The following is a 19915-nucleotide window of genomic DNA, read 5'->3' on the forward strand; positions in this document are numbered from 1 at the left end:
CCGGTGGTGCAACGGTGGTGCGGCAAAGACGTTTCGGAAACCGCGCGGCCCCTCTGCGCCAGTCAGAGGGGCCGCGCGGGTGTTACACGAGGTGATCGGGGCCGAAGGCCTGCGGGAGCATGTCCGCCAGGGGGAGGATTCCCGCCGGCGTCTCCAGCAGAAGGTCCGCGCCGCCGAACTCGTACAGCAGCTGCCGGCAGCGGCCGCACGGGACGAGGACCTCGCCCCGGCCGTCCACGCAGGTGAAGTGCGTGAGGCGACCGCCGCCGGTCCGCTGCAGCTCCGAGACCATCCCGCACTCGGCGCACAGGCCGAGCCCGTAGGAGGCGTTCTCGACGTTGCAGCCGGAGACCGTGCGGCCGTCGTCCACCAGGGCCGCGACCCCGACCGGATAGCCCGAGTAGGGGGCGTACGCGTGGGACATCGCCTCGCGAGCCACCTCGCGCAGCGCGTCCCAGTCGATGTCGGGCCGGGGAGTCACTTGCCCTGGCCCTTCCGGTACGGCATGCCGTCGGCCTTGGGCATCCTCAGCGACTGTGCGGACAGCGAGAGCACCAGCAGGGTGACGACGTACGGCGCGGCCGTCACGACCTGGCGCGGGACCTCGTCCGTGCCGACGTACCAGACGAACATCAGCGCCGAGACCAGCGCGGTGACGACGGCGGGGACGTACTTCTTCTTCCACGCCAGGTAGGCCGCGCCGAACACCAGCAGGATCGCCAGCAGCAGGATCAGCGCGTGCACGTTGGTCGTGCCACCGCGCAGGTTGAGGCTGTCGGTGTAGCCGAACAGGCCCGCGCCGAGGGCGAGGCCGCCCGGCATCCAGTTGCCGAAGATCATCGCGGCGAGGCCGATGTAACCGCGGCCGGCCGTCTGGCCGTCCAGGTACACGTTCGACGCCACGATCGACAGGAACGCGCCGCCGAGGCCGGCGAAGCCGCCCGAGATGATCACGGCGATGTACTTGTACTTGTAGACGTTGACGCCGAGGGACTCGGCGGCGATCGGGTTCTCGCCGCAGGACCGCAGCCGCAGGCCGAACGCGGTGCGCCAGAGCACCCACCAGGTGGCCGGGACGAGGGCGACGGCGACGACGGTCAGCGGCGACAGGTCGGTGATCAGACCACCGACCAGGCCGGCGATGTCCGAGATCAGGAACCAGTGCTTCTCGTTGAGCGTGTCCAGCCAGCTCGACAGACCAGGGATGTCGAAGGTGCCCAGCGATTCGATCGGCGGGGACTGCTTGGCGGAGCCCTGCGGAGCGCCCTCGAAGGTGAACTTCGACAGGTAGCGGGTGGTGCCGACGGCCAGGATGTTGATCGCGACACCGGAGACGATGTGGTTCACGTTGAACGTGACGGTCGCGATGGCGTGCAGGACGGCGCCGAGCGCGCCGCCGATGATGCCGAAGACGACGCCCGTCCACGGGCCCCACTGGTAGCCGGCCCAGGCGCCGAACCAGGTGCCGAGGATCATCATGCCTTCGAGGCCGATGTTGACGACGCCCGCGCGCTCGGCCCACAGACCGCCCAGACCGGCCAGGCCGATCGGGACGGCGAGGCGCAGCGCCGTGGACATCTGGCCGGTGGAGGTGATGCCGTCAGCGCCGGTGACGAGACGGACGATCGAGGCCAGCACCAGGACGCCCGCGATGACCAGCAGGAGGACCGGGAGCGACATTCGGCGGCCCTTGCCGGGCTTCTTCGCCTGCGGCTTGGCAACGGTGGTCGTGGACATCAGGCCGCCACCTCCTTCTTGGTGTTCTGGGCGGCGGCCGCGGCGAGCTCGGCGCCGACGCGCCGCTGCTGGCGGCGCAGACCCCACTGGCGCACGGCCTCGTACGAGATGACGACGGCGAAGACGATGACGCCCTGCATGATCGTGGCGATCTCCTTCTCGTACGCCACCGGGGTCGCGTAGTCGAGGGCGGGAGAGGCCTTGTCGAGGAAGGCGATCAGCAGCGCGGCGAAGGCGATGCCGACCGGGTTGTTGCGGCCGAGCAGGGCGATGGTGATGCCGGTGAAGCCGAGACCGGTGGGGAAGCTCAGGCTGTAGGTGTGGGCGTCACCGAGCAGCAGGGGCAGACCGGACAGGCCCGCGATGCCGCCGGAGATCAGCATGGCGGTGAGGACCATCTTCTTGGCGTCGACGCCGGAGGCCGCGGCGGCCGTCTCGGACTCGCCGGTGGCGCGCAGGTCGAAGCCGAAGCGGGTGCGGTTGAGGACGACCCAGTAGACGATGCCGAGGGCGATGGCGAGGAAGACCAGGCCGTAGATCTCGCCGACGTCCGCGCCCAGGTCGATGCCGGGCACCCAGCCGGACTCCTTCATGATGCCGGTGGTGTTGTTGTTGCCGACCTGCACGCCCCAGATGTTGTCGAGGGTGAGGTAGCCGATCACGCTGGTGGCGATCGCGTTCAGCATGATCGTCGCGACGACCTCGCTGACGCCCCGGGTGACCTTCAGGACACCCGCGATGCCGGCCCAGAAGGCGCCGGTCAGGACGCCGACCAGGAGCAGCAGCGGAATCTGCAGGGCGGACGGCAGGGCGATGTTCGCGCCGACCACCGCGGTCATCATGGCGGCGAGGCGGTACTGGCCGTCGACGCCGATGTTGAACAGGTTCATCCGGAAGCCGATGGCGACCGAGAGGGCGGCGACGTAGTACATCGAGGCCTGGTTGACGATCAGAACCTGGATGTCCGAGTAGCCGGCCTGCTCCAGCATGAGCGTGTAGGGCTCGATCGGGCTCTTGCCCGAGGCGATCAGCACGACCGAGGTCAGCAGGATCGCCGCGACGAGCGCGATGACCGGGCCGGCCACCGCGAGGAGCACGCGCTCCCTGTCGAACTTCTTCATCGGGCCTCGTCCTCCGGACCGGCAGCTTTCTCGGTGGTTTCCGCGTCGTCCGCGTGTTCCAGGTGACCGGTCGCGGCGCCGGTCATGGCGGAGCCGAGCTCCTCCGGGGTGACGGCGGCGGGGTCGGCGTCCGCGACCAGCCTGCCGTTGTAGATCACGCGCAGGGTGTCCGACAGGCCGATGAGCTCGTCGAGGTCGGCGGAGATCAGCAGCACGGCCAGGCCCTCGCGGCGGGCCTCGCGGATGCGGTCCCAGATCTGGGCCTGCGCGCCGACGTCCACACCGCGGGTGGGGTGGGCGGCGATCAGGAACTTCGGGTTGTGGCTCATCTCGCGGCCGACGATCAGCTTCTGCTGGTTGCCGCCGGAGAGGGAGGCGGCGGTGACGTCGATGCCGGGGGTGCGGACGTCGAACTCCTCGACGATCCTGCGGGTGTCGGCCTGGGCTCCCTTGGGGTTCAGCCAGAAGCCCTTGGCGTTGGGGGCCTCGGTGACATGTCCGAGGATGCGGTTCTCCCAGAGGGGGGCCTCCAGGAGCAGGCCCTGGCGGTGCCGGTCCTCGGGGATGTAGCCGACGCCGGACTCACGCCGCTTGCGGGTGCTCCAGGGGGTGATGTCCTCGCCGAGGAAGGCGATGGTCCCGGAGTCGGCGTTCTTGGTGCCGATCAGGGCGTCGATCAGCTCGGTCTGGCCGTTGCCCTCGACGCCCGCGATGCCCATGACCTCGCCGGCGTGGATGGTGAAGCTGACGTCGTCGAGGGCCTTCTTGACCTCGCCGCCGAGAGCGACCTCGGGTGAGATCATGCCGCTGACGCCGCCGGCCGTGGGCTCCGCCTCGACGCCCAGGGAGGCGCCGCCGGTGGCGTACACGGTGAGGTTCGCGACCTGGATGACGGGCTTGTCGGTGACCGTGGACTCGGCGGTCTCCGGGGTGGGCAGTTCGCTGCCGACCATCATCTCGGCGAGCTGGCGGGGGGTCGTCTCGCGCGGCACGGCCGTGCCGACGGTCGTGCCCCGCCGGATGACCGTGATCTCGTCCGCGACGGAGAGCACCTCGCCCAGCTTGTGGGAGATGAAGATGACGGACAGGCCCTCGGACTTCAGCTCGCGCAGGTTGTCGAAGAGCGCGTCGACCTCCTGCGGGACGAGGACGGCGGTCGGCTCGTCGAGGATGAGGGTCTTGGCGCCGCGGAAGAGGACCTTGAGGATCTCCACGCGCTGGCGGTCGGCGACACCGAGGTCCTCGACCAGGGCGTCGGGGCGCACACCGAGCCCGTAGCGGTCGGAGATCTCCTTGATCTTCTTACGGGCGTTGCCACCGATGCCGTACAGCTTCTCGCTGCCCAGCACCACGTTCTCCAGCACGGTCAGGTTGTCGGCCAGCATGAAGTGCTGGTGGACCATGCCGATGCCGCGCGCGATGGCGTCGGCGGGGCTGGAGAAGCTCACCTGTTCGCCGTCGATCGCGATGGTGCCCTCGTCCGGCTTCTGCATGCCGTAGAGGATCTTCATCAGCGTCGACTTGCCGGCGCCGTTCTCGCCGACCAGGGCGTGCACGGTGCCTTTGCGGACGGCGAGGTGGATGTCGTGGTTGGCGACGACACCGGGGAAGCGCTTGGTGATCCCCGCCAGCTCAACCGCGATCGTCGACTGTGCGGTGAGCGGAGGGCTGCTGGACGCGTCGATGGCGCACTCTCCTTGGGAAAGGGGCCGCTCTACGCGCGTAGCGCCCCTGCTTTAAATAGTGCCCGGATCGAATCGACCTTTAACGATCTTGAAAGCCGCACTGCGGGCGATCTCAATCAGGCTCGATCCGTTCCGAGCATTCTGCCGCGCGAACGGGGCGCGAGGAGACATTCTCTCCGCGCCCCGTTCCGTGGCCGTAACGCTGTCATTGCAGCGGTTCCGCGGCCAAGTGTTCTGACCGCTTCGGCACCGTGGGGTCAGGAGGTCTTCACCGTGATGGAGCCGTTCTTGATGCCCTCTTCGGCCTTCTTGATCGCGGCCTGGATGTCGGCGTTGTCCGCGAAGGTCGGGTTCGAGTTCGACACGCTCACGCCGCCGTTCTCGAGGCTGCCGCGGACGACGCCGGTGGCCGGCTTGCCGTCGTGCACGGACTTGGCCAGCGTGTAGACCGCGCCCTCGACGTTCTTCATGGCCGAGGTGAGGATCGAGGCCTTGTACGCCTTCAGCGCGTCCTGCTTGTACTGGTCGGAGTCGACGCCGATGGCCCAGACCTTGTGGGCGTTGGCGGCCTTGATGACACCCTGGCCGGACAGACCGGCGGCGGCGTAGACGACGTCCGCACCGGCGTCGATCTGGCCCTCGGCGGCGCTCTCGCCCTTGTCGGGGCTGGAGAAGCCACCCTCGGCGGCGGTCTCGGTCAGGTACTGCGACTTGACCGTGACGCCCTTCTTGGTGTCCTGGACGCCCTGCTTGAAGCCGGCCTCGAACTTGTGGATCAGCGGAACGTCCACACCACCGACGAACCCGACGGTGTTGGTCTTGGTGGCCTTGGCGGCGGCGACGCCGGCCAGGTAGGACGCCTGCTCCTCGTGGAAGACGAGGTCGGCGACGTTGTCGGCCTTGATCTGCTCGTCGTCGACGATGCCGAAGGTGGTCTTCGGGTACTTGGCCGCGACCTCCTTGACGGCCGGCGCGTAGGCGAAGCCGACGCCGATCACCGGGTTGTAGCCCTGCTTGGCGAGGCTCTCCAGGCGCTGCACCTTGTCCGCGTCCGACTCGCCGTCCTGCGGCTCGACGGCGGTGGACTTGTAGCCGAACTCCTTGTCGGCCTTGTCCAGGCCGGCGGTGGCGGCGTCGTTGAAGGACTGGTCGCCCTTGCCGCCGACGTCGTACGCGAGCGCGAGGCCCAGGTTCTTGTCGCTGCTGTTGGAGGAGGAGGACGACGTGGACGAGCTTCCACAAGCGGAAACGGTCACGGCGAGAGCTGCGGTGGCAACACCCGCAGCCGCGATTCGGGACACCCGGCGCATGGAACTTGACTCCTTTGTGCAAGCGCCCAAACCAGGCGCTGGTTCCGCCGCAGCGTAACGCGCGTAGACCTGACGGAAAAACCCTTCTGTCCGGTCCGTTACCGAGCTGTGGCCACAGATGCAGTCAAGGTTACGGACAGCAGTACGCCCCTCGCGGGAGGCAAGGGGCGCATGGGCTGCAACGACGCCCGTAAGGGCGCAGCCGAGGAGGGAACGGATCCTTCCGGAACGGTTTCCGGTCGTTACTTCGTGTTGACCTCGACCGTGCCGTCGATGATGGCCTTCTTCGCCTTGTCGACCGCCTCGACGACGTCGGTCATGGCCTTGTACTTCGGGTTGGTGTCGGCGAATCCGACGCCGTCGTTGGAGAGGCTGCCGCGGACCACGCCGGACAGCGGCTTGCCGTCGACGACGGACTTCACGAGGTCGTAGACCGCGCCGCCGACGTTCTTCAGCGCCGAGCCGAGGATGTAGTCCTTGTAGGCGGCCAGCGCGCTCTGGCTGTACTGGTCGGAGTCGACGCCGATGGCCCACACCTTCTTGGCCGCGGCCTCGGTGATCACGCCCTGTCCGGAGAGGCCGGCCGCGTGGTAGATGACGTCGGCGCCGGCCTCGATCTGGCCGCTGGCCGCGTCCTTGCCCTTGTCGGGGCTGGAGAAGCCGCCTTCCTGAGCGGTCTCGGTCAGGTACTGCGACTCGATCTTGATCTTCGGGTTGACCGACTTGGCGCCCTGGACGTAGCCGGCCTGGAACTTGTGGATCAGCGGGATGTCCACGCCGCCGATGAAGCCGATGTGCGCCTTCTTGGAGGCCTTGGCCGCGGCGACGCCGGCCAGGTAGGAGGCCTGCTCCTCGTGGAACACCAGGTCGGCGACGTTCTTGGCCTGCACCTGCTCGTCGTCGATGATCCCGAAGGTGGTCTTCGGGAACTTGGCCGCGACCTCCTTGACGGCCGGCGCGTAGACGAAGCCGACGCCGATCACCGGGTTGTAGCCGGCCTGGGCGAGCTGGGTCAGCCGCTGCACCTTGTCCGCGTCGGACTCGCCGTCCTGCGGCTCGATGTCCTGGCCGCCGATCTTGAACTCCTTCTCGGCCTTCTGGAAACCGGCGTAGGCGGCGTCGTTGAAGGACTGGTCGCCCTTGCCGCCGATGTCGTAGGCGAGGCCGATGCCCTTGCCCGAGTACTTGCCGGACTCCGTCTCACCGGACTTGCCGGAGTCGGTGCTGGACTTGCCGCAGCCGGCGGCGGCGAGGGCGACGACCGCGACGGTCACCGCAGCTCGGGAGAGTCTGGTCCTCCGAGAATTCAGACGCACAGCAAGCACCCCTTCGATCCCCACGGCGCCGTGACCGGCCCGCATTCCCCATGGTGGAGCCCTCCGCGAAGGCTCCCCCAACAAGCCGTTCCCGGTGGCGATTTCGGCGCACAGTAACGCGCGTAGAAGGCGAGGGGAACGGGGTTTCTCCCGGCCGTTACCGATTCGTGCCGACGCCGGGTTACAAGCGCGTCCCGCCGGTTACGGGTGGATCACCCAAGGGGATGAACAGGCACTGTTCGGGCGCCTCTCCCGTTCCGTGCCGGCGGTGATCGCCGGCGCGTCCCGGCACGCTGACGCGCCGAACGGCGGAACGGCCCCCACAGGGCCGTTCCCCCGCTGTCGGCCTACCTCTGGGCCGCGTCCATCAGTGCGGCCGCCGTGAAGAGCTCCACGCCGGCGGTGATCGCCGACTCGTCCGCGTCGAAGTCGCCCTGGTGCAGATCGCGCACGGTGCGCTCGCCGGGCGGGCGGACGCCGAGGCGGGCCATCGCGCCGGGCACCCGCTCCAGGTACCAGGAGAAGTCCTCGCCGCCGAGGCTCTGCTCGGTGCCCTCCACGGCCGTCTCACCGCGCCGGGCGATCATGGCGTCCCGCAGCAGTGCGGCGACGTCGGGGTCGTTGACGACCGGGGGGACGCCGCGCACGTAGTTGATCTCGGACTTGGCGCGGTGCAGGTTGGCGACCTCGTCGATCGCCGCGACGACGATGTCCGGGGCCTGCCGCCAGGCGTCGATGTCCAGGCAGCGGACCGTTCCGGACAGCTCGGCGTGCTGCGGGATCACGTTGGGCGCGTGGCCGCTCTCGATCCGGCCCCAGGTGACCGCCAGTCCGGCCCGGGTGTCGACCCGCCGGCCGACCAGCGCGGGCACGTCCGTGACCACCCGGGCGACCGCCGTGACCAGGTCGGTGGTCAGGTGCGGGCGGGCGGTGTGGCCGCCGGGGCCGTCCAGCGCGATCTCCAGCCGGTCGCAGGCCGAGGTGATGGCGCCCTCGCGCAGACCGATCCGGCCCGCGTCGACGCGGGGGTCGCAGTGGACGGCGATGATCCGGTCGACGCCGTCCAGCGCGCCGTCCGCGATGGCGTCGGCGGCGCCGCCGGGCAGCACCTCCTCCGCGGGCTGGAAGATCAGCCGCACGGGGCGCGGGAGCCTGCCCTGGCGGTGCAGCTCGGCCAGGACGAGTCCGGCGCCGAGGACGACGGTGGTGTGCACGTCGTGACCGCAGGCGTGCGCGCGGTCGGGGACCGTGGAGCGGTAGGCGCACTCGGTCTTGGTGTCCGGGATGGGCAGCGCGTCGATGTCGGCGCGCATGGCGAGGACGGGAACGCCGTCGGCACTCGCGTCCACCGTCCCGATGTCGCAGATGAGGCCGGTCCCGACGGCGAGTACGCGTGGTTCGAGCCCCGCCTTCTCCAGGCGGGCCTTGATCGCGGCCGTCGTACGGAACTCCTGGTTGCCGAGTTCAGGGTGCATGTGCAGGTCGCGGCGGAAGGCCACGAGTTCTGCGCGCAGTGCCTCCGGCAGGACGCCGGGGAGGGTGTCTTCCCCTGAAGGATCGGCCTCGGACTCTCGGGACATCAGTTGCTTCACCCTCTGAAGGGTAGGACGCCGGAGCGGTCGACCGACCTACGATCAACAAAACTTCAACCCGTCAGGCGAAGAAAAGTCGGCCGCGCGGCGCATGGCTGCTGTGGGGGGTGGGTAAACTCCGCCGATTCCGGGTCGGCACCCACACTTCTTCCTTCCTCTCACGGATACCACGGACCGCTCATGGCACGCCGTGCTTGTCCACGTTGCGGGATCGATCCCGGAATCATCACCCCTGTGACGCGGTTCCGCCACGCAGAGCGACTTCGGGAGTGAGAAAGCCCCGGCGGCCGGTCGGGCCGTCGGGGCAGCGCTCGGGGAAGCGGGGATCAGACCGTGGTCACGGCCCCCAGCCCGTGCACGTTCCGGGCCGTTCCCGTCACCCCGGACAGGAAGCCCTGGGCGCGCGGGGAGGCGTGTTCCGTCAGCCAGGCCGGGTCGATGTCGCAGACCGTGACGCGGACGTCCGTCCCGGACAGCGCCAGGGGCAGCGTGTGGACCACCGTGGACGGGAAGCTGAGGACGGTCCGGCCGATGGGGCCCCTGCGGGCGATCAGCTCCAGGGGGAGGTCGGGGCGCACCACCTCCAGTCCCGTCTCGACCGCCAGCCGGTGGAGTTTCGCCGCGCTCTCGCGGCGGTGGGCGAAGTAGCGGGTGACGCCGTGGGTGCCGGCCAGCGTCCGGACGGCCTCCAGGTAGCGGTCGGCGTCCACCACGCCCGTCTCCACCAGCGAGGTGCCCACCATGTCCGCGCCCTTGGTCACGCGTGGCGGGCCGAAGCGGTCCCGGGTCCAGGCGAAGAGGTTGACGGTGAGGGCGACGCCGTCCGGGGCGTCCGGTATCGGCATGGAGGAGAAGACCTCGACGCCGTGGTCCGCGCCCGGGGTGAGGCGGCGGCGGGCCGCGGCGGAGACGGGCGCGAAGAGCAGGTCGCGGGGGCCGGTCCGGGCGCCGCTGCGGTGCCAGCGCACGAGGCGTTCGCCGCGGGCCAGTTGGCCCACGAACTCCATCGTCGCCGTGCCGTCGTCCACCACGACGAGTTCGCTCGCCCTGGTGATGGTCAGCAGCAGCTGGACGTAACGGGAGAACGGGTCGCCCATCACCATTCGCTCCGCGCGGCGCAGCAGCCCGGTGAGCCCGCCGATCGTGCGGAAGGGGGCCGTGGCGCCGCCGCGGGCCTCCTCCCAGCGGACCGTGTGCCCTTCCCCGCGGGCCAGCTCGGCCATGCGGCGCAGCTGGCCGCGGGTCATCGGGTCGGTCGGGGACAGGACGACGAGGGTGATCCCCGCGCCGGGATCCGGTCCGTGGTGGGGCCGCTGGGCGTGCGCCCACTCCAGGACGTTCAGGAGCTGCACCGGGCTCTCGACGAAGGCGAGGGTGTGGGGGGTGGGGCCGGTGTTCTTCCCGGCGCGAGGACTCATCGTCAGACGACCGTTCCGTGGGGCGCTCGCGGGTGTGCTCGGGTCGGACGTACTCGGGTCAGACCGCGACCGGCTCGCCCGCCGCCGCCGCGATCTCCGCCTCCGCGACGGCGCCCGGCACGCGGCGCAGCTTCTTCATCGGGCCCAGCTCGGAGTCGTAGACCTTCTTGACGCCGTCGCCGAGGGACGCCTCGATGGTGCGGATGTCGCGAACGAGACGGGCGAGGCCGCCCGGCTCCACGGAGGCCGCCTGGTCGGAGCCCCACATCGCGCGGTCCAGGGTGATGTGGCGTTCGACGAAGACCGCGCCGAGGGCGACGGCGGCGAGGGAGGTCTGCAGGCCCGTCTCGTGGCCGGAGTAGCCGATCGGGACGTTGGGGTACTCCCGCTCCAGCGTGTTGATCACGCGGAGGTTGAGCTCCTCGGCCTTGGCCGGGTAGGTCGAGGTGGCGTGGCACAGGAGGATGTTGTCCGAGCCGAGCACCTCGACGGCGTGGCGGATCTGCCTCGGGGTCGACATGCCGGTGGACAGGATGATCGTCCGGCCGGTGCCGCGCAGGGCGCGCAGCAGCTCGTCGTCGGTCAGGGACGCGGACGCCACCTTGTGCGCGGGCACGTCGAACTTCTCCAGGAAGGCGACCGCCTCGGTGTCCCACGGGGACGCGAACCAGGCGATGTCCTTCTCCTTGCAGTACGCGTCGATGCGGCGGTACTCGTCCTCGCCGAACTCGACGCGGTGGCGGTAGTCGATGTACGTCATCCGGCCCCAGGGCGTGTCGCGCTCGATGTCCCACTGGTCGCGCGGGGTGCAGATCTCGGGCGTGCGCTTCTGGAACTTGACGGCGTCGCAGCCGGCTTCGGCGGCCGCGTCGATCAGCCGGAACGCGTTGTCGAGGTCGCCGTTGTGGTTGATGCCGATCTCGCCGGTGACGTAGACGGGGTGGCCGGGGCCGACGGGGCGCGAGCCGAGCATGCGCAGGCGGGAGTTGATGCGGGTGGTGACGTTGTCGCTGGTGCTCATGGTGGAACGTTCCTTACTGGGTGAGGGTGTCGAGGGAGGGTCCGAGGATCCAGCCGGCGATCTCCCGGATCGCGCCGTCGCCGCCGGGCAGGGCGGTGACCGCGCGGGCCGCGCCGCGTACGACGTCGTGGGCGCTCGCGACCGCCACCGGCCAGCCGACGAGGGCGAAGCAGGGGAGGTCGTTGACGTCGTTGCCGACGTAGAGCACGCGCTCCGGCGCGATGCCCTGTTCCTCGCACCACTGTTTGAGCGCGAGGTCCTTGCGGTCGATGCCGTGCAGGACGGGGACCCGGAGCTTGCGGGCTCGGGCGGCGACGACGGGGTTGCGCTCGGTGGACAGGATCAGCATCCGCAGTCCTGATCTGCGCAGGGCGGCGATGCCGAGGCCGTCGCCGCGGTGGACGGAGACGAACTCGCGCCCGTCGGAGTCGATCAGCACCCGGTCGTCGGTCTGGGTGCCGTCGAAGTCGAGGACGACGGCGTCGACGTCGTCGGCGGTGGGCAGGGCGCCGGGGAGGTCCGCGTCGAGGAGCGGGGCGAGGGCGCGGGCCCGGGCCAGGTCGTGCGGGTCGTCGATCTCCAGCACGCGGGCGGGGTCGGTCGGCACGAGCTCGGTGCGGCCGAAGAAGCGGTGGCGGTGCTCGCGGAATCCGGCCGCGTCCATCGCGTAGGCGGCGCCGGTCTCCAGGAAGTCCTGGGGGCGGTCCTGCCGGCGCGGGCGGTGGGCCCTGTCGTGGTTGAGGCCGTGACCGCCCTCGCCGGCGTCCTCGGCGTCACGCCAGACGAAGCCGTGGAAGGGGGCGACCGTGACGGCCGTGTCCGCGCCCTGTTCGACGACGGCGGCGGCGACCCCGTCGACGTCCTCGCCCACGAGGAACGGGCTGGTGCACTGCACGAGCAGGACGACGTCGGCCGGGGAGCCGTGCAGGGTTTCGTGAGCGTCGAGGGCGTGCAGGACCGCCGCCTCCGAGGTGGCGGTGTCGCCGGCGATGGCGGCCGGGCGGATCACCACCTCCGCGCCCGCCTCGCGGGCCGCGGCCGCGATGGCCCGGTCGTCGGTGGAGACGACGACGTCGGTGACGAGCCGGGCCGCCCGGCACGCGCGCACCGCGCGGGCGACCAGGGGCACGCCGCCCACCGGGGCGAGGTTCTTCGCGGGCACGCCCTTGGAGCCGCCGCGAGCGGGGATCACCGCGAGCACGCGGCGCGCCCCGGCTGATGAGTCGGACATGCGCACTTCTCCTGGGGAGGTCGTGGGGGAGGCCGTGAGGGACGCGGCCGGGGAGCTCACAGCTCTCCCATCCGGCGGATCACCGGCGCCACGCGCTGGACGCCGTGCCGGTAGGCGCCGCGAGCCGCCCGGCGGACGGTCCGGCGGACCGGGCCGGGGCCCTTGTCGGCGGCCGGCGCGCCGGGCAGCGGGCTGCCGTCGGGGCCGAGGTGGTGGCGCGCGAGGATGCCGGGCAGATAGCCGGGCGCGGTGGCGGGCGTGTAGTAGGGGGTGAGCGGGGGCAGGCCGCCGGGCCGGTCGAGCATCTCGGCGATGCGTGCGCGGGCCGTGTCGAAGGCGGTGGCGTAGGAGCCGCCGCCGGAGTGGGGGTCCGGGGCGGCGACGCCCTGACGGGCCAGCCACCCCTCGTCGGGGGCCGGGCGGTGTCCGGCGTCGAGCCGGTCCCAGGAGGCGAGGCAGCCGGAGCCGACGAAGTGGTGGTTGCCGAGCGACTCGCGCACCCCGAGGTCGGTGAGGACCGCGGTGGGGATCCGGCGGTGCAGGGATTCCAGGGCTGCCGTCGAGCTGACCGTGACCACGAGGTCGGCGCGGTCGAGGACCTCGCCCATGTTCCCGTACACCAGGCGGAGGTTGGGCGGCAGGTCGAGACGCTGCGCCAGCTTCTGGTAGGGCAACTCCTCGATATGGGTGGTGTGTTCACCCGGCTTGGAGCGCAGCTTCAGCAGCACCTCGCGCTCGGGGTGCAGACGCGCGTGCCGCACCAGCCGGTTCAGCAGGTACGCACGGTCCGCGCGGCTCTCGGGCACGGAGGGCTGCGCGGCGAAGACGACGGTGCAGGGGTCGTGTTCGCCGGTGTACGGGGCGCCCCCCAGGAACGGCAGGGCCACTTCGGTCACCGCCGAGGCGTCGGCGCCGACCCCCTCGTACACGGCGCGGAAGCGTTCCGCGTCCTGACGGGAGTTGGCGAGGACGAGGTCGGCGCCGTGCCGCAGCAGCAGGCCGTCGGCGAGCTTCTCGTAGACGACGCCGACATAGCCGGTGACGACGACGGGGCGGTCCCGGTCGTCCTGGCGGGCCCGCTTCAGGCCGTGCAGGACGGCCTGGACGCTGCCGCCGACCAGCGCGAGGACCAGGACGTCGTACGGCGTCCGCGCCTGGGCGCGCAGGAACTCGACGGCCGTGACCTCGCGCAGTGAGTCGGCGCGCACGCCGACCTCGGCCAGCTGGCGGGGCGTCGGGGTGGCGCGGCCGCGCAGCAGGAATCCGTCGAGGAGGTGGGCCGGGGGCGCGATCCGCGTCGCGGTCAGCGCACCCCATTTCCATCGGGTGTCGGAGTCCGCGAGTACGGCGATCCGTGGCGGGTTGGCAGTACTTGCTGGCACGCCCAAGACGCTAGAAAGCAAAACACGGGCTTTGCCCAACCCCCACTCAACAAGAAGTTAACAACGCGCCACCGAAATCCGAACCGGCCCGATAAACGCCTTCGGGAACACGGGGGGCACAAATCCGACACATTCAGTTCACTCCTTGTCCCCTCAGCGGAAAGTTCCACCGCCGGCGCCTCTCCTAGCCTTTGGCGGGTGCCAAAGCTCTCTGTGATCGTGCCGTTCTACAACGTCCGCCATTACGCCCCTGACACCCTCAGAAGTCTTCATATGAACGCCAGTCAGGAATTCGAATTCGTTCTGGTGGACGATCATTCGGGGGACGAAACCCCGGACATTCTCGAACGGGCGATCGGCGATCTTTCGAAAGTCGCCCAGGTCCGCCATGTCCGCCATGCGGAGAACGGCGGTCTCGCCACCGCGCGCAACACCGGTCTCGACGCGGCCCGGGGCGAGTACCTGACGTTCCTGGACGGCGACGACTGGCTCGCCCGCGGGTACCTGGGCGAACTGGTGTCCTCGATCGAGGAGTTGGGCTGCGACTTCGTGCGTACGGACCACGTCCAGGCCACCGGCCGCGACCGCACGGTGGTCCGGCACCCGCACGGGCTGCGCGGGGAGGTCCTCGACCCGCGCCGGGCGATCCTGCCCGCGGACCGCTCCACGTCGGTCGACTACCCCTACGCCTGGGCCGGCGTCTACCACCGCCGCCTCCTCGAGCGCGGTCTGCTGCACTTCACCGACGGACTGCGCACCGCCGAGGACCGGCCGTGGATCTGGAAGCTGCACCGGGAGGCGGAGTCCTTCGCCGTGGTGAACCTGCACGGCGTCTTCTACCGCCGCGGGGTCACCTCCTCCCTGACCCAGATCGGCGACGTCCGGCAGCTGGACTTCATCCGCGCCTTCGACCAGGTGGTCGAGGAGACCGCGCGGGACCGGGACGCCGACCGGCTGCTGCCCAAGGCGGTGCGCACGTACTGCGCGATCATCGCCCACCACCTGGCGGACGTCGACAAGTTCGAGCCCGCCGTCGCCGGCCAGCTGCGCACGATGAGCGCCGCCGCCATGAAGCGCATGCCCCAGGAACTCCTCACGGACGTCCTCGACCGCATGGACCTGCGCCGTTCCGCCAAGCTCCGGCGACTGCGCCGGCAGACCACCTCCGCGAAGGCGGCCGCCTGATGCTCCCCACGGTCCGCACCACGCCGCTCACGACGGCCCGCACGACCCAGATCTTCTGCGCCTCCACCCTCTACGGCGCCGCCACCCTCGCCGCCGCCCTCGACGCGGACGCGTTCGCGCCCGCGGACCGCCGGCTGCTGCTGGTGTGCAACAACGCGACGACCCCGGAGACCGCTCCGGCGCTGGACGAGATGCCCGGGTTCGAGCCCCTGCGGGACCGCTTCGACGAGGTGCTCTCCTGGAACGAGGCCATCCGCCCCTTCCATCCGAGCACCTGGTCGCCACGCCCCGACGACGTGCCCCTCCTCGAGCGGTACCTGCGGCTGCTGTGGGGCCTGGGCGACGACCGGGTGGCGATCGTGCTGGAGTCGATCCAGGTCAATCCGGCCCAGGCCGTCGCCCAGCTGTTCCCCGGGGCGCCCGTCGAGGTCTACGCCGACGGGCTGATGAGCTACGGGCCCACCCGCAACAAGCTCGACCCGCTGATCGGCACCCGCGTGCGCCGGCTGCTCCACCTGGACCTGGTGCCGGGTCTGACGCCGCTGCTGCTCACCGAGTTCGAGGTGCCCGCGCAGACCGTGCCCGCGGCCGCGTTCCTGAAGGTGCTGGAGCAGGTCGCCGGCTGTGTGCCGGAGCAGCCGCTGCCCGACGACTGCGCGCTGCTGCTCGGCCAGTACCTCTCGGCGCTGGAGATCCTCACCCCGGCGGAGGAGGAGGACCTGCATGTGCGCATGCTGCGCGGGGCGGTCGCCCGCGGTCACCGCACGGTCGTCTTCAAACCGCATCCGACCGCCCCGGCCCGCTACAGCCGCGCCCTGGAGGCGGAGGCGGAGCGGCTCGGCGTCGCGCTGACGGTCCTGCAGACGCCCGTGCTGGCCGAGGTGCTGTTCGACCGGGCGCGGCCCGCGCTGGTCGTCGGCTGCTTCTCCACCGCCCTGTTCACGGCGTCGTCCCTCTACGGCCTGCCCGTCGCCCGCGTGGGCACCGAGTCGCTGCTGGACCGGCTCGACCCGTACCAGAACAGCAACCGCGTGCCCGTCGTGCTGGCCGACGCGCTGCTGCCGGACCTGGAGGACCGGGTGAGCGAGCGGCCCGTCGAGCCGGAGACGCTGACCGAACTGGTCCGGGCGGTCGGCTTCGTGATGCAGCCTCAGCTCCACCCCGGTCTGCGCCCGGTCGCCGAGCGGTACCTGCGCACCGGTCTCGGTCCGCGCACCAGGCGGTACTTCAAGCGCAGGCGGCTCACCTCGCTCGGGCTGCCGGGCGGCATTCCGCAGCGGTTGTCCTTCCTGCCGCACAATTCCACGGCACGCCGGGTCGTGCGGCGGGCGAGGGCACTGCGCAGGGCGGTCCGCCGAAGGAAATGACATCGACGCGGGACGTTCACCGGGAGTTCCTTCCGGGTTCCGCACTCCGGGCAGGCGGTCGTATTTCATTCACGAACGAAGAACGGTCCGCTGCCCCGGACATCCGGAGTGGACCGGTGCGTCGATGGGCGTCTTCGTGTTCCGGTCCTCCGGCTCGCGATCTCTTCACGGTGGACGGACGTGACGCCGGGCGGCGCCGATTTCCCGGAGCGAACGGAACGCCGTCACACAGGCCTTCACCGAGCCCGGATGACACGAAGGGGTACCGGCATGACCGCGACGGTCGTGAGCACGTCCGAGGCACGACCCGCCGTCCCGGCGCCGGCCCGGCCGGACGGCAGACTCCGGGCGCTGGACGGGCTGCGGCTGGTCGCCGCGCTGATGGTGGCGGTGTACCACTACGCAGGCCGTGACGGCGACGTCTCCCGCGCCTGGGGGACCTCGCCGAAGCTGCAGTTCCCCACGCTGCACTCGTTCGCCGCGTACGGCTGCCTCGGCGTCCAGGTCTTCTTCGTGATCAGCGGGTTCGTGATCTGCATGAGCGGCTGGGGCCGGCCCCTGCAGTCGTTCGTCGCCTCCCGGGTGTCCCGGCTGATGCCCGCCTACTGGGCGGCCGTCCTGATGGTGACGGCGGTCTTCGCGCTGCCCCCGGTGGTCTACGAGGCCGTCTCCCCGAGCGACGCGCTGGTCAACCTGACGCTGCTTCAGCAGCCGCTGGGCGCGGACCGGGTGCTCGGCGTGTGCTGGACGCTGTGGGCGGAGATCCGCTTCTACGCCCTGTTCGCGGTGTGCGTCGTCCTGCCGGGCGCGAGCCGTCGGCGGGTCGTCATGTTCTGCGCGGGCTGGACGTTGGCCGCCGCGATCGCGCAGGCCGCGCACGAGCCGCTGCTCGACCTCGTCCTGATGCCCGAGTACGCGCCGTTCTTCGTCGGCGGGGTCGGCCTCCACCTCGTCCACCGCGACCGGCGGGACGCCTGCGCCTGGGGGATCGTCGCGGCCGGCTTCCTGATCGGCCAGCACTACGCGGTGCGCGCGCTGTGGAACGCCTCGGACCCGAACGCCTTCGCCCACCGCACGACGGCCGGCATCGTCCTCGTGGTCGCCCTCGGGTTCGCGTCGGTCGCGGCGATCGCGCTGGGGCGGCTGCAGTGGGCGAACTGGCGCGGGCTGACCGTGGCGGGGGCGCTGACGTACCCGTTCTACCTGGTGCACGAGCATCTCGGCTGGGTGGTGATCCGCTGTGCGCACCGCGGCCTGCACCTGCCGTCGGCGGCGACGCTCGCCCTGACCGTCGTCTCGATGCTGCTGCTGGCACGGTTGCTGAACCGCTTCGTCGAGAAGCCGCTGGCGCCCCGGCTGCGGGGCGCGCTCCTGCGGGCCTACCGCACGCCGTAACGAGCGGCGATGCCGGCGACGACGACCTCCAGGCCCTCCTCGAAGTGCCGGTCGTAGTCGGCGAAGATCTCCGCACCCGCCTGCGCCGCCAGCGGGAAGTCCCTCATCAGCCGGGCGCGTTCGCCGACGTCGTATCCGTCGCGCCGCTCGTCGGGGAGCGGCACGACGCCCTGTTCCTCGGTGACGAAGCCGAGGGTGTAGAGGTACGTCGTCGAGGTCGCGCGGACCGCCTGGGCGAGGGTGAAGCCGGCGGCCGTGAACAGGCGCAGGGTCTCCTCCATCTGCTCGGCGTGCTCGATGCCCGTGAAGCGTGATCCGCTGAAGACCTTCGCGCCGTCGCGGTAGCCGCGCAGCGCCTCGCGCAGGCCCCGGTTGGACTTGCGCAGCCGCTCCTGCCAGGTGTCGTCGGGATGGAGGGCGATCCCGGCGACCATCCGCCGGTACATCTCGGTCGCCATCTCGTCGAGCAGGGCCTGCTTGTCCTTGAAGTGCCAGTACAGGGCGGGCGCCTTGACGTCCAGCTCACGGGCGATGGCCCGCAGCGTCAGACCCTCCAGGCCCACCTCGTTCAGAAGCCTCAGGGCGGTGTCCGCGACCCGCTCGCGGTCCAGGGGCGCGCGTCGTTCGGTGCTCACACTTGACAGTTTAACGCCGTTAAGGCCATGCTCGCGGCAACGGGACTTAACAGCGTTAAGGGGTTTCGCATGAGTATGGACCGGAACGTGAACATGAATGTGGACGTGGACGTGCTGATCGTCGGCGCCGGTCCCACGGGCCTCGCCCTCGGCATCGACCTGGCCCGGCGCGGTGTGGACGCGCTGGTGGTGGAGCGGGGCGAGACCCTCGCCCCCGGCTCCCGCGGCAAGGGCCTGCAGCCGCGCACGCTGGAGGTCTACGACGATCTCGGCGTCCTCGACGAGATCCTCGCCGCCGGTGGGCCGTACCCGGTGGGCGTGATCTGGAGGGACGGCAGGCAGGTCGGGGAGCACCGGATGTTCGACCCGGCCGAGGACGGCGAGGAGGGCTCCCGGTTCACGGGCCCCTGGATGGTCCCTCAGTGGCGCAACCAGCAGATCCTGCGGGCGCGGCTGGAGGAGCTCGGCGGGAGGATCGCCTTCGGCCGTGAGGTCGCCCGCATCGGGCAGGACGAGGACGGCGTCACGGCGCGCCTCACCTCCGGCGAGGAGGTCCGCGCCCGTTACGCGGTCGCCGCCGACGGGGGCCGCTCGACCGTGCGCCGGGCGCTCGGCATCGCGATGAAGGGCGAGACGGTCGACCCGGACCCGCTGCTGGTGGCGGACGTGCGCGTCGCCGGTCTCGACCGGGAGCGGTGGCACGTCTTCCCGCCGGGCGCGCAGGGCCCGGGGTTCGCGGCGATCTGCCCGCTGGCCGGCACGCAGGACTTCCAGCTGGTCGCCCAGTTCCCGGAGGGCACGGCCGTCGACCTGTCCCCGGCCGGCGTCCGCAGGGCGGTCGCCGAGCGCACCCACCTCGCGCCCGAGGACGTCACCGAGGTCCTCTGGTCCTCCGACTTCCGCCCCCGCGCCGCTCTGGCGGACCGCTTCCGCGAGGGCCGCGTGTTCCTCGCCGGGGACGCGGCCCACGTCCACTCCCCGGCCGGCGGACAGGGCCTGAACACCAGCGTCCAGGACGCGTACAACCTGGGCTGGAAGCTGGCCGCGGTGCTGGGCGGGCGCGCGCCGAAGGCTCTGCTCGACACCTACGAGGAGGAGCGGCGGCCGGTCGCCGCGCACGTCCTCGGCCTGTCGACGGCGATCCACCGGGAGGAGGCGCGCCGGGGCGCGGGGACGCGGCAGCTGGGCCTGCACTACCGGCAGTCGTCACTGAGCGAGGAGACGAGGCCGGCCCCGGGCTCCCTGCGCGCCGGCGACCGCGTCCCCGACCTGACGGTGGACGGCGTCCGCCTCTTCGACCGGCTCAGGGGTCCGGACTGGACGCTGCTCGCGCTGGACGACGGCGTGTTCCTGGTCCGCCCGGACGGCTACGTGGGCTGGGCGGGCGAGACGGAGGACGAGGACGGACTCGCGGCCTACCGCGCACGCGTCGGGCTCGACCGGTCGGCGGACTCGGGGACGGGGACGGGGAGCGGGACGGTCCGGCCGCGCTCGTAGCGGACGCAGGCGGGTCGTCTGCC

At 71.1% G+C, this 19915-nt stretch carries 16 protein-coding genes; 4 read left to right on the forward strand and 12 right to left on the reverse strand.

The features are described 5' to 3' along the window. Nucleotides 1-82 precede the first annotated feature (82 nt). The 11 genes from ACZ7DE_RS02555 to ACZ7DE_RS02605 all read right to left on the reverse strand — a co-directional run bounded on the left by ACZ7DE_RS02555 (nucleotide 83) and on the right by ACZ7DE_RS02605 (nucleotide 13813). Nucleotides 83-481, reverse strand: coding sequence for a cytidine deaminase (locus ACZ7DE_RS02555; RefSeq protein ID WP_470757115.1), 399 nt, complete (start codon nucleotides 479-481; stop codon nucleotides 83-85). Continuing rightward, nucleotides 478-1737, reverse strand: a complete 1260-nt coding sequence (locus ACZ7DE_RS02560) for an ABC transporter permease (protein ID WP_470757118.1) — start codon at nucleotides 1735-1737, stop codon at nucleotides 478-480. The genes ACZ7DE_RS02555 and ACZ7DE_RS02560 overlap by 4 nt, the downstream gene beginning before the upstream one ends. Continuing rightward, nucleotides 1737-2858: an ABC transporter permease gene (locus ACZ7DE_RS02565; protein WP_470757120.1), complete on the reverse strand. Its 1122-nt coding sequence runs from the start codon at nucleotides 2856-2858 to the stop codon at nucleotides 1737-1739. Before ACZ7DE_RS02565 ends, ACZ7DE_RS02560 begins: the two co-directional genes overlap by 1 nt. Then, nucleotides 2855-4543 carry an ABC transporter ATP-binding protein gene (locus ACZ7DE_RS02570; protein ID WP_470757954.1) on the reverse strand — a complete coding sequence of 563 codons (1689 nt, stop codon included), beginning with the start codon at nucleotides 4541-4543 and terminating at the stop codon, nucleotides 2855-2857. Before ACZ7DE_RS02570 ends, ACZ7DE_RS02565 begins: the two co-directional genes overlap by 4 nt. Nucleotides 4544-4800: 257 nt before the next feature. Next, on the reverse strand, nucleotides 4801-5853 hold the full coding sequence (locus ACZ7DE_RS02575; RefSeq protein WP_470757122.1) for a BMP family lipoprotein: 1053 nt from the start codon (nucleotides 5851-5853) through the stop codon (nucleotides 4801-4803). Nucleotides 5854-6095: 242 nt separating this feature from the next. Then, a complete protein-coding gene (locus ACZ7DE_RS02580) occupies nucleotides 6096-7127 on the reverse strand; it encodes a BMP family lipoprotein (protein ID WP_470757124.1) in 1032 nt (343 codons plus the stop codon). A 389-nt stretch (nucleotides 7128-7516) separates the two neighbouring features. After that, nucleotides 7517-8749 carry an amidohydrolase gene (locus tag ACZ7DE_RS02585; protein ID WP_470757956.1) on the reverse strand — a complete coding sequence of 411 codons (1233 nt, stop codon included), beginning with the start codon at nucleotides 8747-8749 and terminating at the stop codon, nucleotides 7517-7519. 338 nt (nucleotides 8750-9087) lie between these two features. Then, nucleotides 9088-10179, reverse strand: a complete 1092-nt coding sequence (locus ACZ7DE_RS02590) for a hypothetical protein (RefSeq protein WP_470757126.1) — start codon at nucleotides 10177-10179, stop codon at nucleotides 9088-9090. Between the two features lie 58 nt (nucleotides 10180-10237). Next, a complete protein-coding gene (locus tag ACZ7DE_RS02595) occupies nucleotides 10238-11200 on the reverse strand; it encodes an N-acetylneuraminate synthase family protein (protein WP_470757128.1) in 963 nt (320 codons plus the stop codon). A gap of 13 nt (nucleotides 11201-11213) precedes the next feature. Continuing rightward, complete coding sequence (locus ACZ7DE_RS02600; RefSeq protein WP_470757130.1) at nucleotides 11214-12431, reverse strand: cytidylyltransferase domain-containing protein; 1218 nt, start codon at nucleotides 12429-12431, stop codon at nucleotides 11214-11216. A gap of 56 nt (nucleotides 12432-12487) precedes the next feature. After that, nucleotides 12488-13813 carry a DUF6716 putative glycosyltransferase gene (locus tag ACZ7DE_RS02605; protein ID WP_470757132.1) on the reverse strand — a complete coding sequence of 442 codons (1326 nt, stop codon included), beginning with the start codon at nucleotides 13811-13813 and terminating at the stop codon, nucleotides 12488-12490. Between the two features lie 198 nt (nucleotides 13814-14011). Between ACZ7DE_RS02605 and ACZ7DE_RS02610 the strand changes: the two genes are divergently transcribed. The 3 genes from ACZ7DE_RS02610 to ACZ7DE_RS02620 all read left to right on the forward strand — a co-directional run bounded on the left by ACZ7DE_RS02610 (nucleotide 14012) and on the right by ACZ7DE_RS02620 (nucleotide 17760). Beyond that, on the forward strand, nucleotides 14012-14998 hold the full coding sequence (locus ACZ7DE_RS02610; RefSeq protein ID WP_470757134.1) for a glycosyltransferase family 2 protein: 987 nt from the start codon (nucleotides 14012-14014) through the stop codon (nucleotides 14996-14998). Beyond that, complete coding sequence (locus ACZ7DE_RS02615; RefSeq protein ID WP_470757136.1) at nucleotides 14998-16365, forward strand: alpha-2,8-polysialyltransferase family protein; 1368 nt, start codon at nucleotides 14998-15000, stop codon at nucleotides 16363-16365. The genes ACZ7DE_RS02610 and ACZ7DE_RS02615 overlap by 1 nt, the downstream gene beginning before the upstream one ends. Before the next feature lie 270 nt (nucleotides 16366-16635). Continuing rightward, the gene (locus ACZ7DE_RS02620) at nucleotides 16636-17760 is read left to right on the forward strand and encodes an acyltransferase family protein (protein ID WP_470757138.1); all 1125 of its coding nucleotides are present in this window, start codon (nucleotides 16636-16638) and stop codon (nucleotides 17758-17760) included. On the opposite strand, the gene ACZ7DE_RS02625 is transcribed toward ACZ7DE_RS02620, so the two are convergent. After that, entirely contained in the window at nucleotides 17745-18395 is a 651-nt protein-coding gene (locus ACZ7DE_RS02625) for a TetR/AcrR family transcriptional regulator C-terminal domain-containing protein (protein WP_470757140.1), read from the reverse strand. The two genes, ACZ7DE_RS02620 and ACZ7DE_RS02625, sit on opposite strands and share 16 nt — an antisense overlap. A gap of 99 nt (nucleotides 18396-18494) precedes the next feature. On the opposite strand from ACZ7DE_RS02625, the gene ACZ7DE_RS02630 reads away from it, so the two are divergent. Further along, nucleotides 18495-19892, forward strand: coding sequence for an FAD-dependent monooxygenase (locus tag ACZ7DE_RS02630; RefSeq protein ID WP_470757958.1), 1398 nt, complete (start codon nucleotides 18495-18497; stop codon nucleotides 19890-19892). The last annotated feature ends 23 nt before the right edge of the window (nucleotides 19893-19915 follow it).

The sequence above is a fragment of the Streptomyces sp. NPDC037083 genome (genome assembly GCF_055606485.1).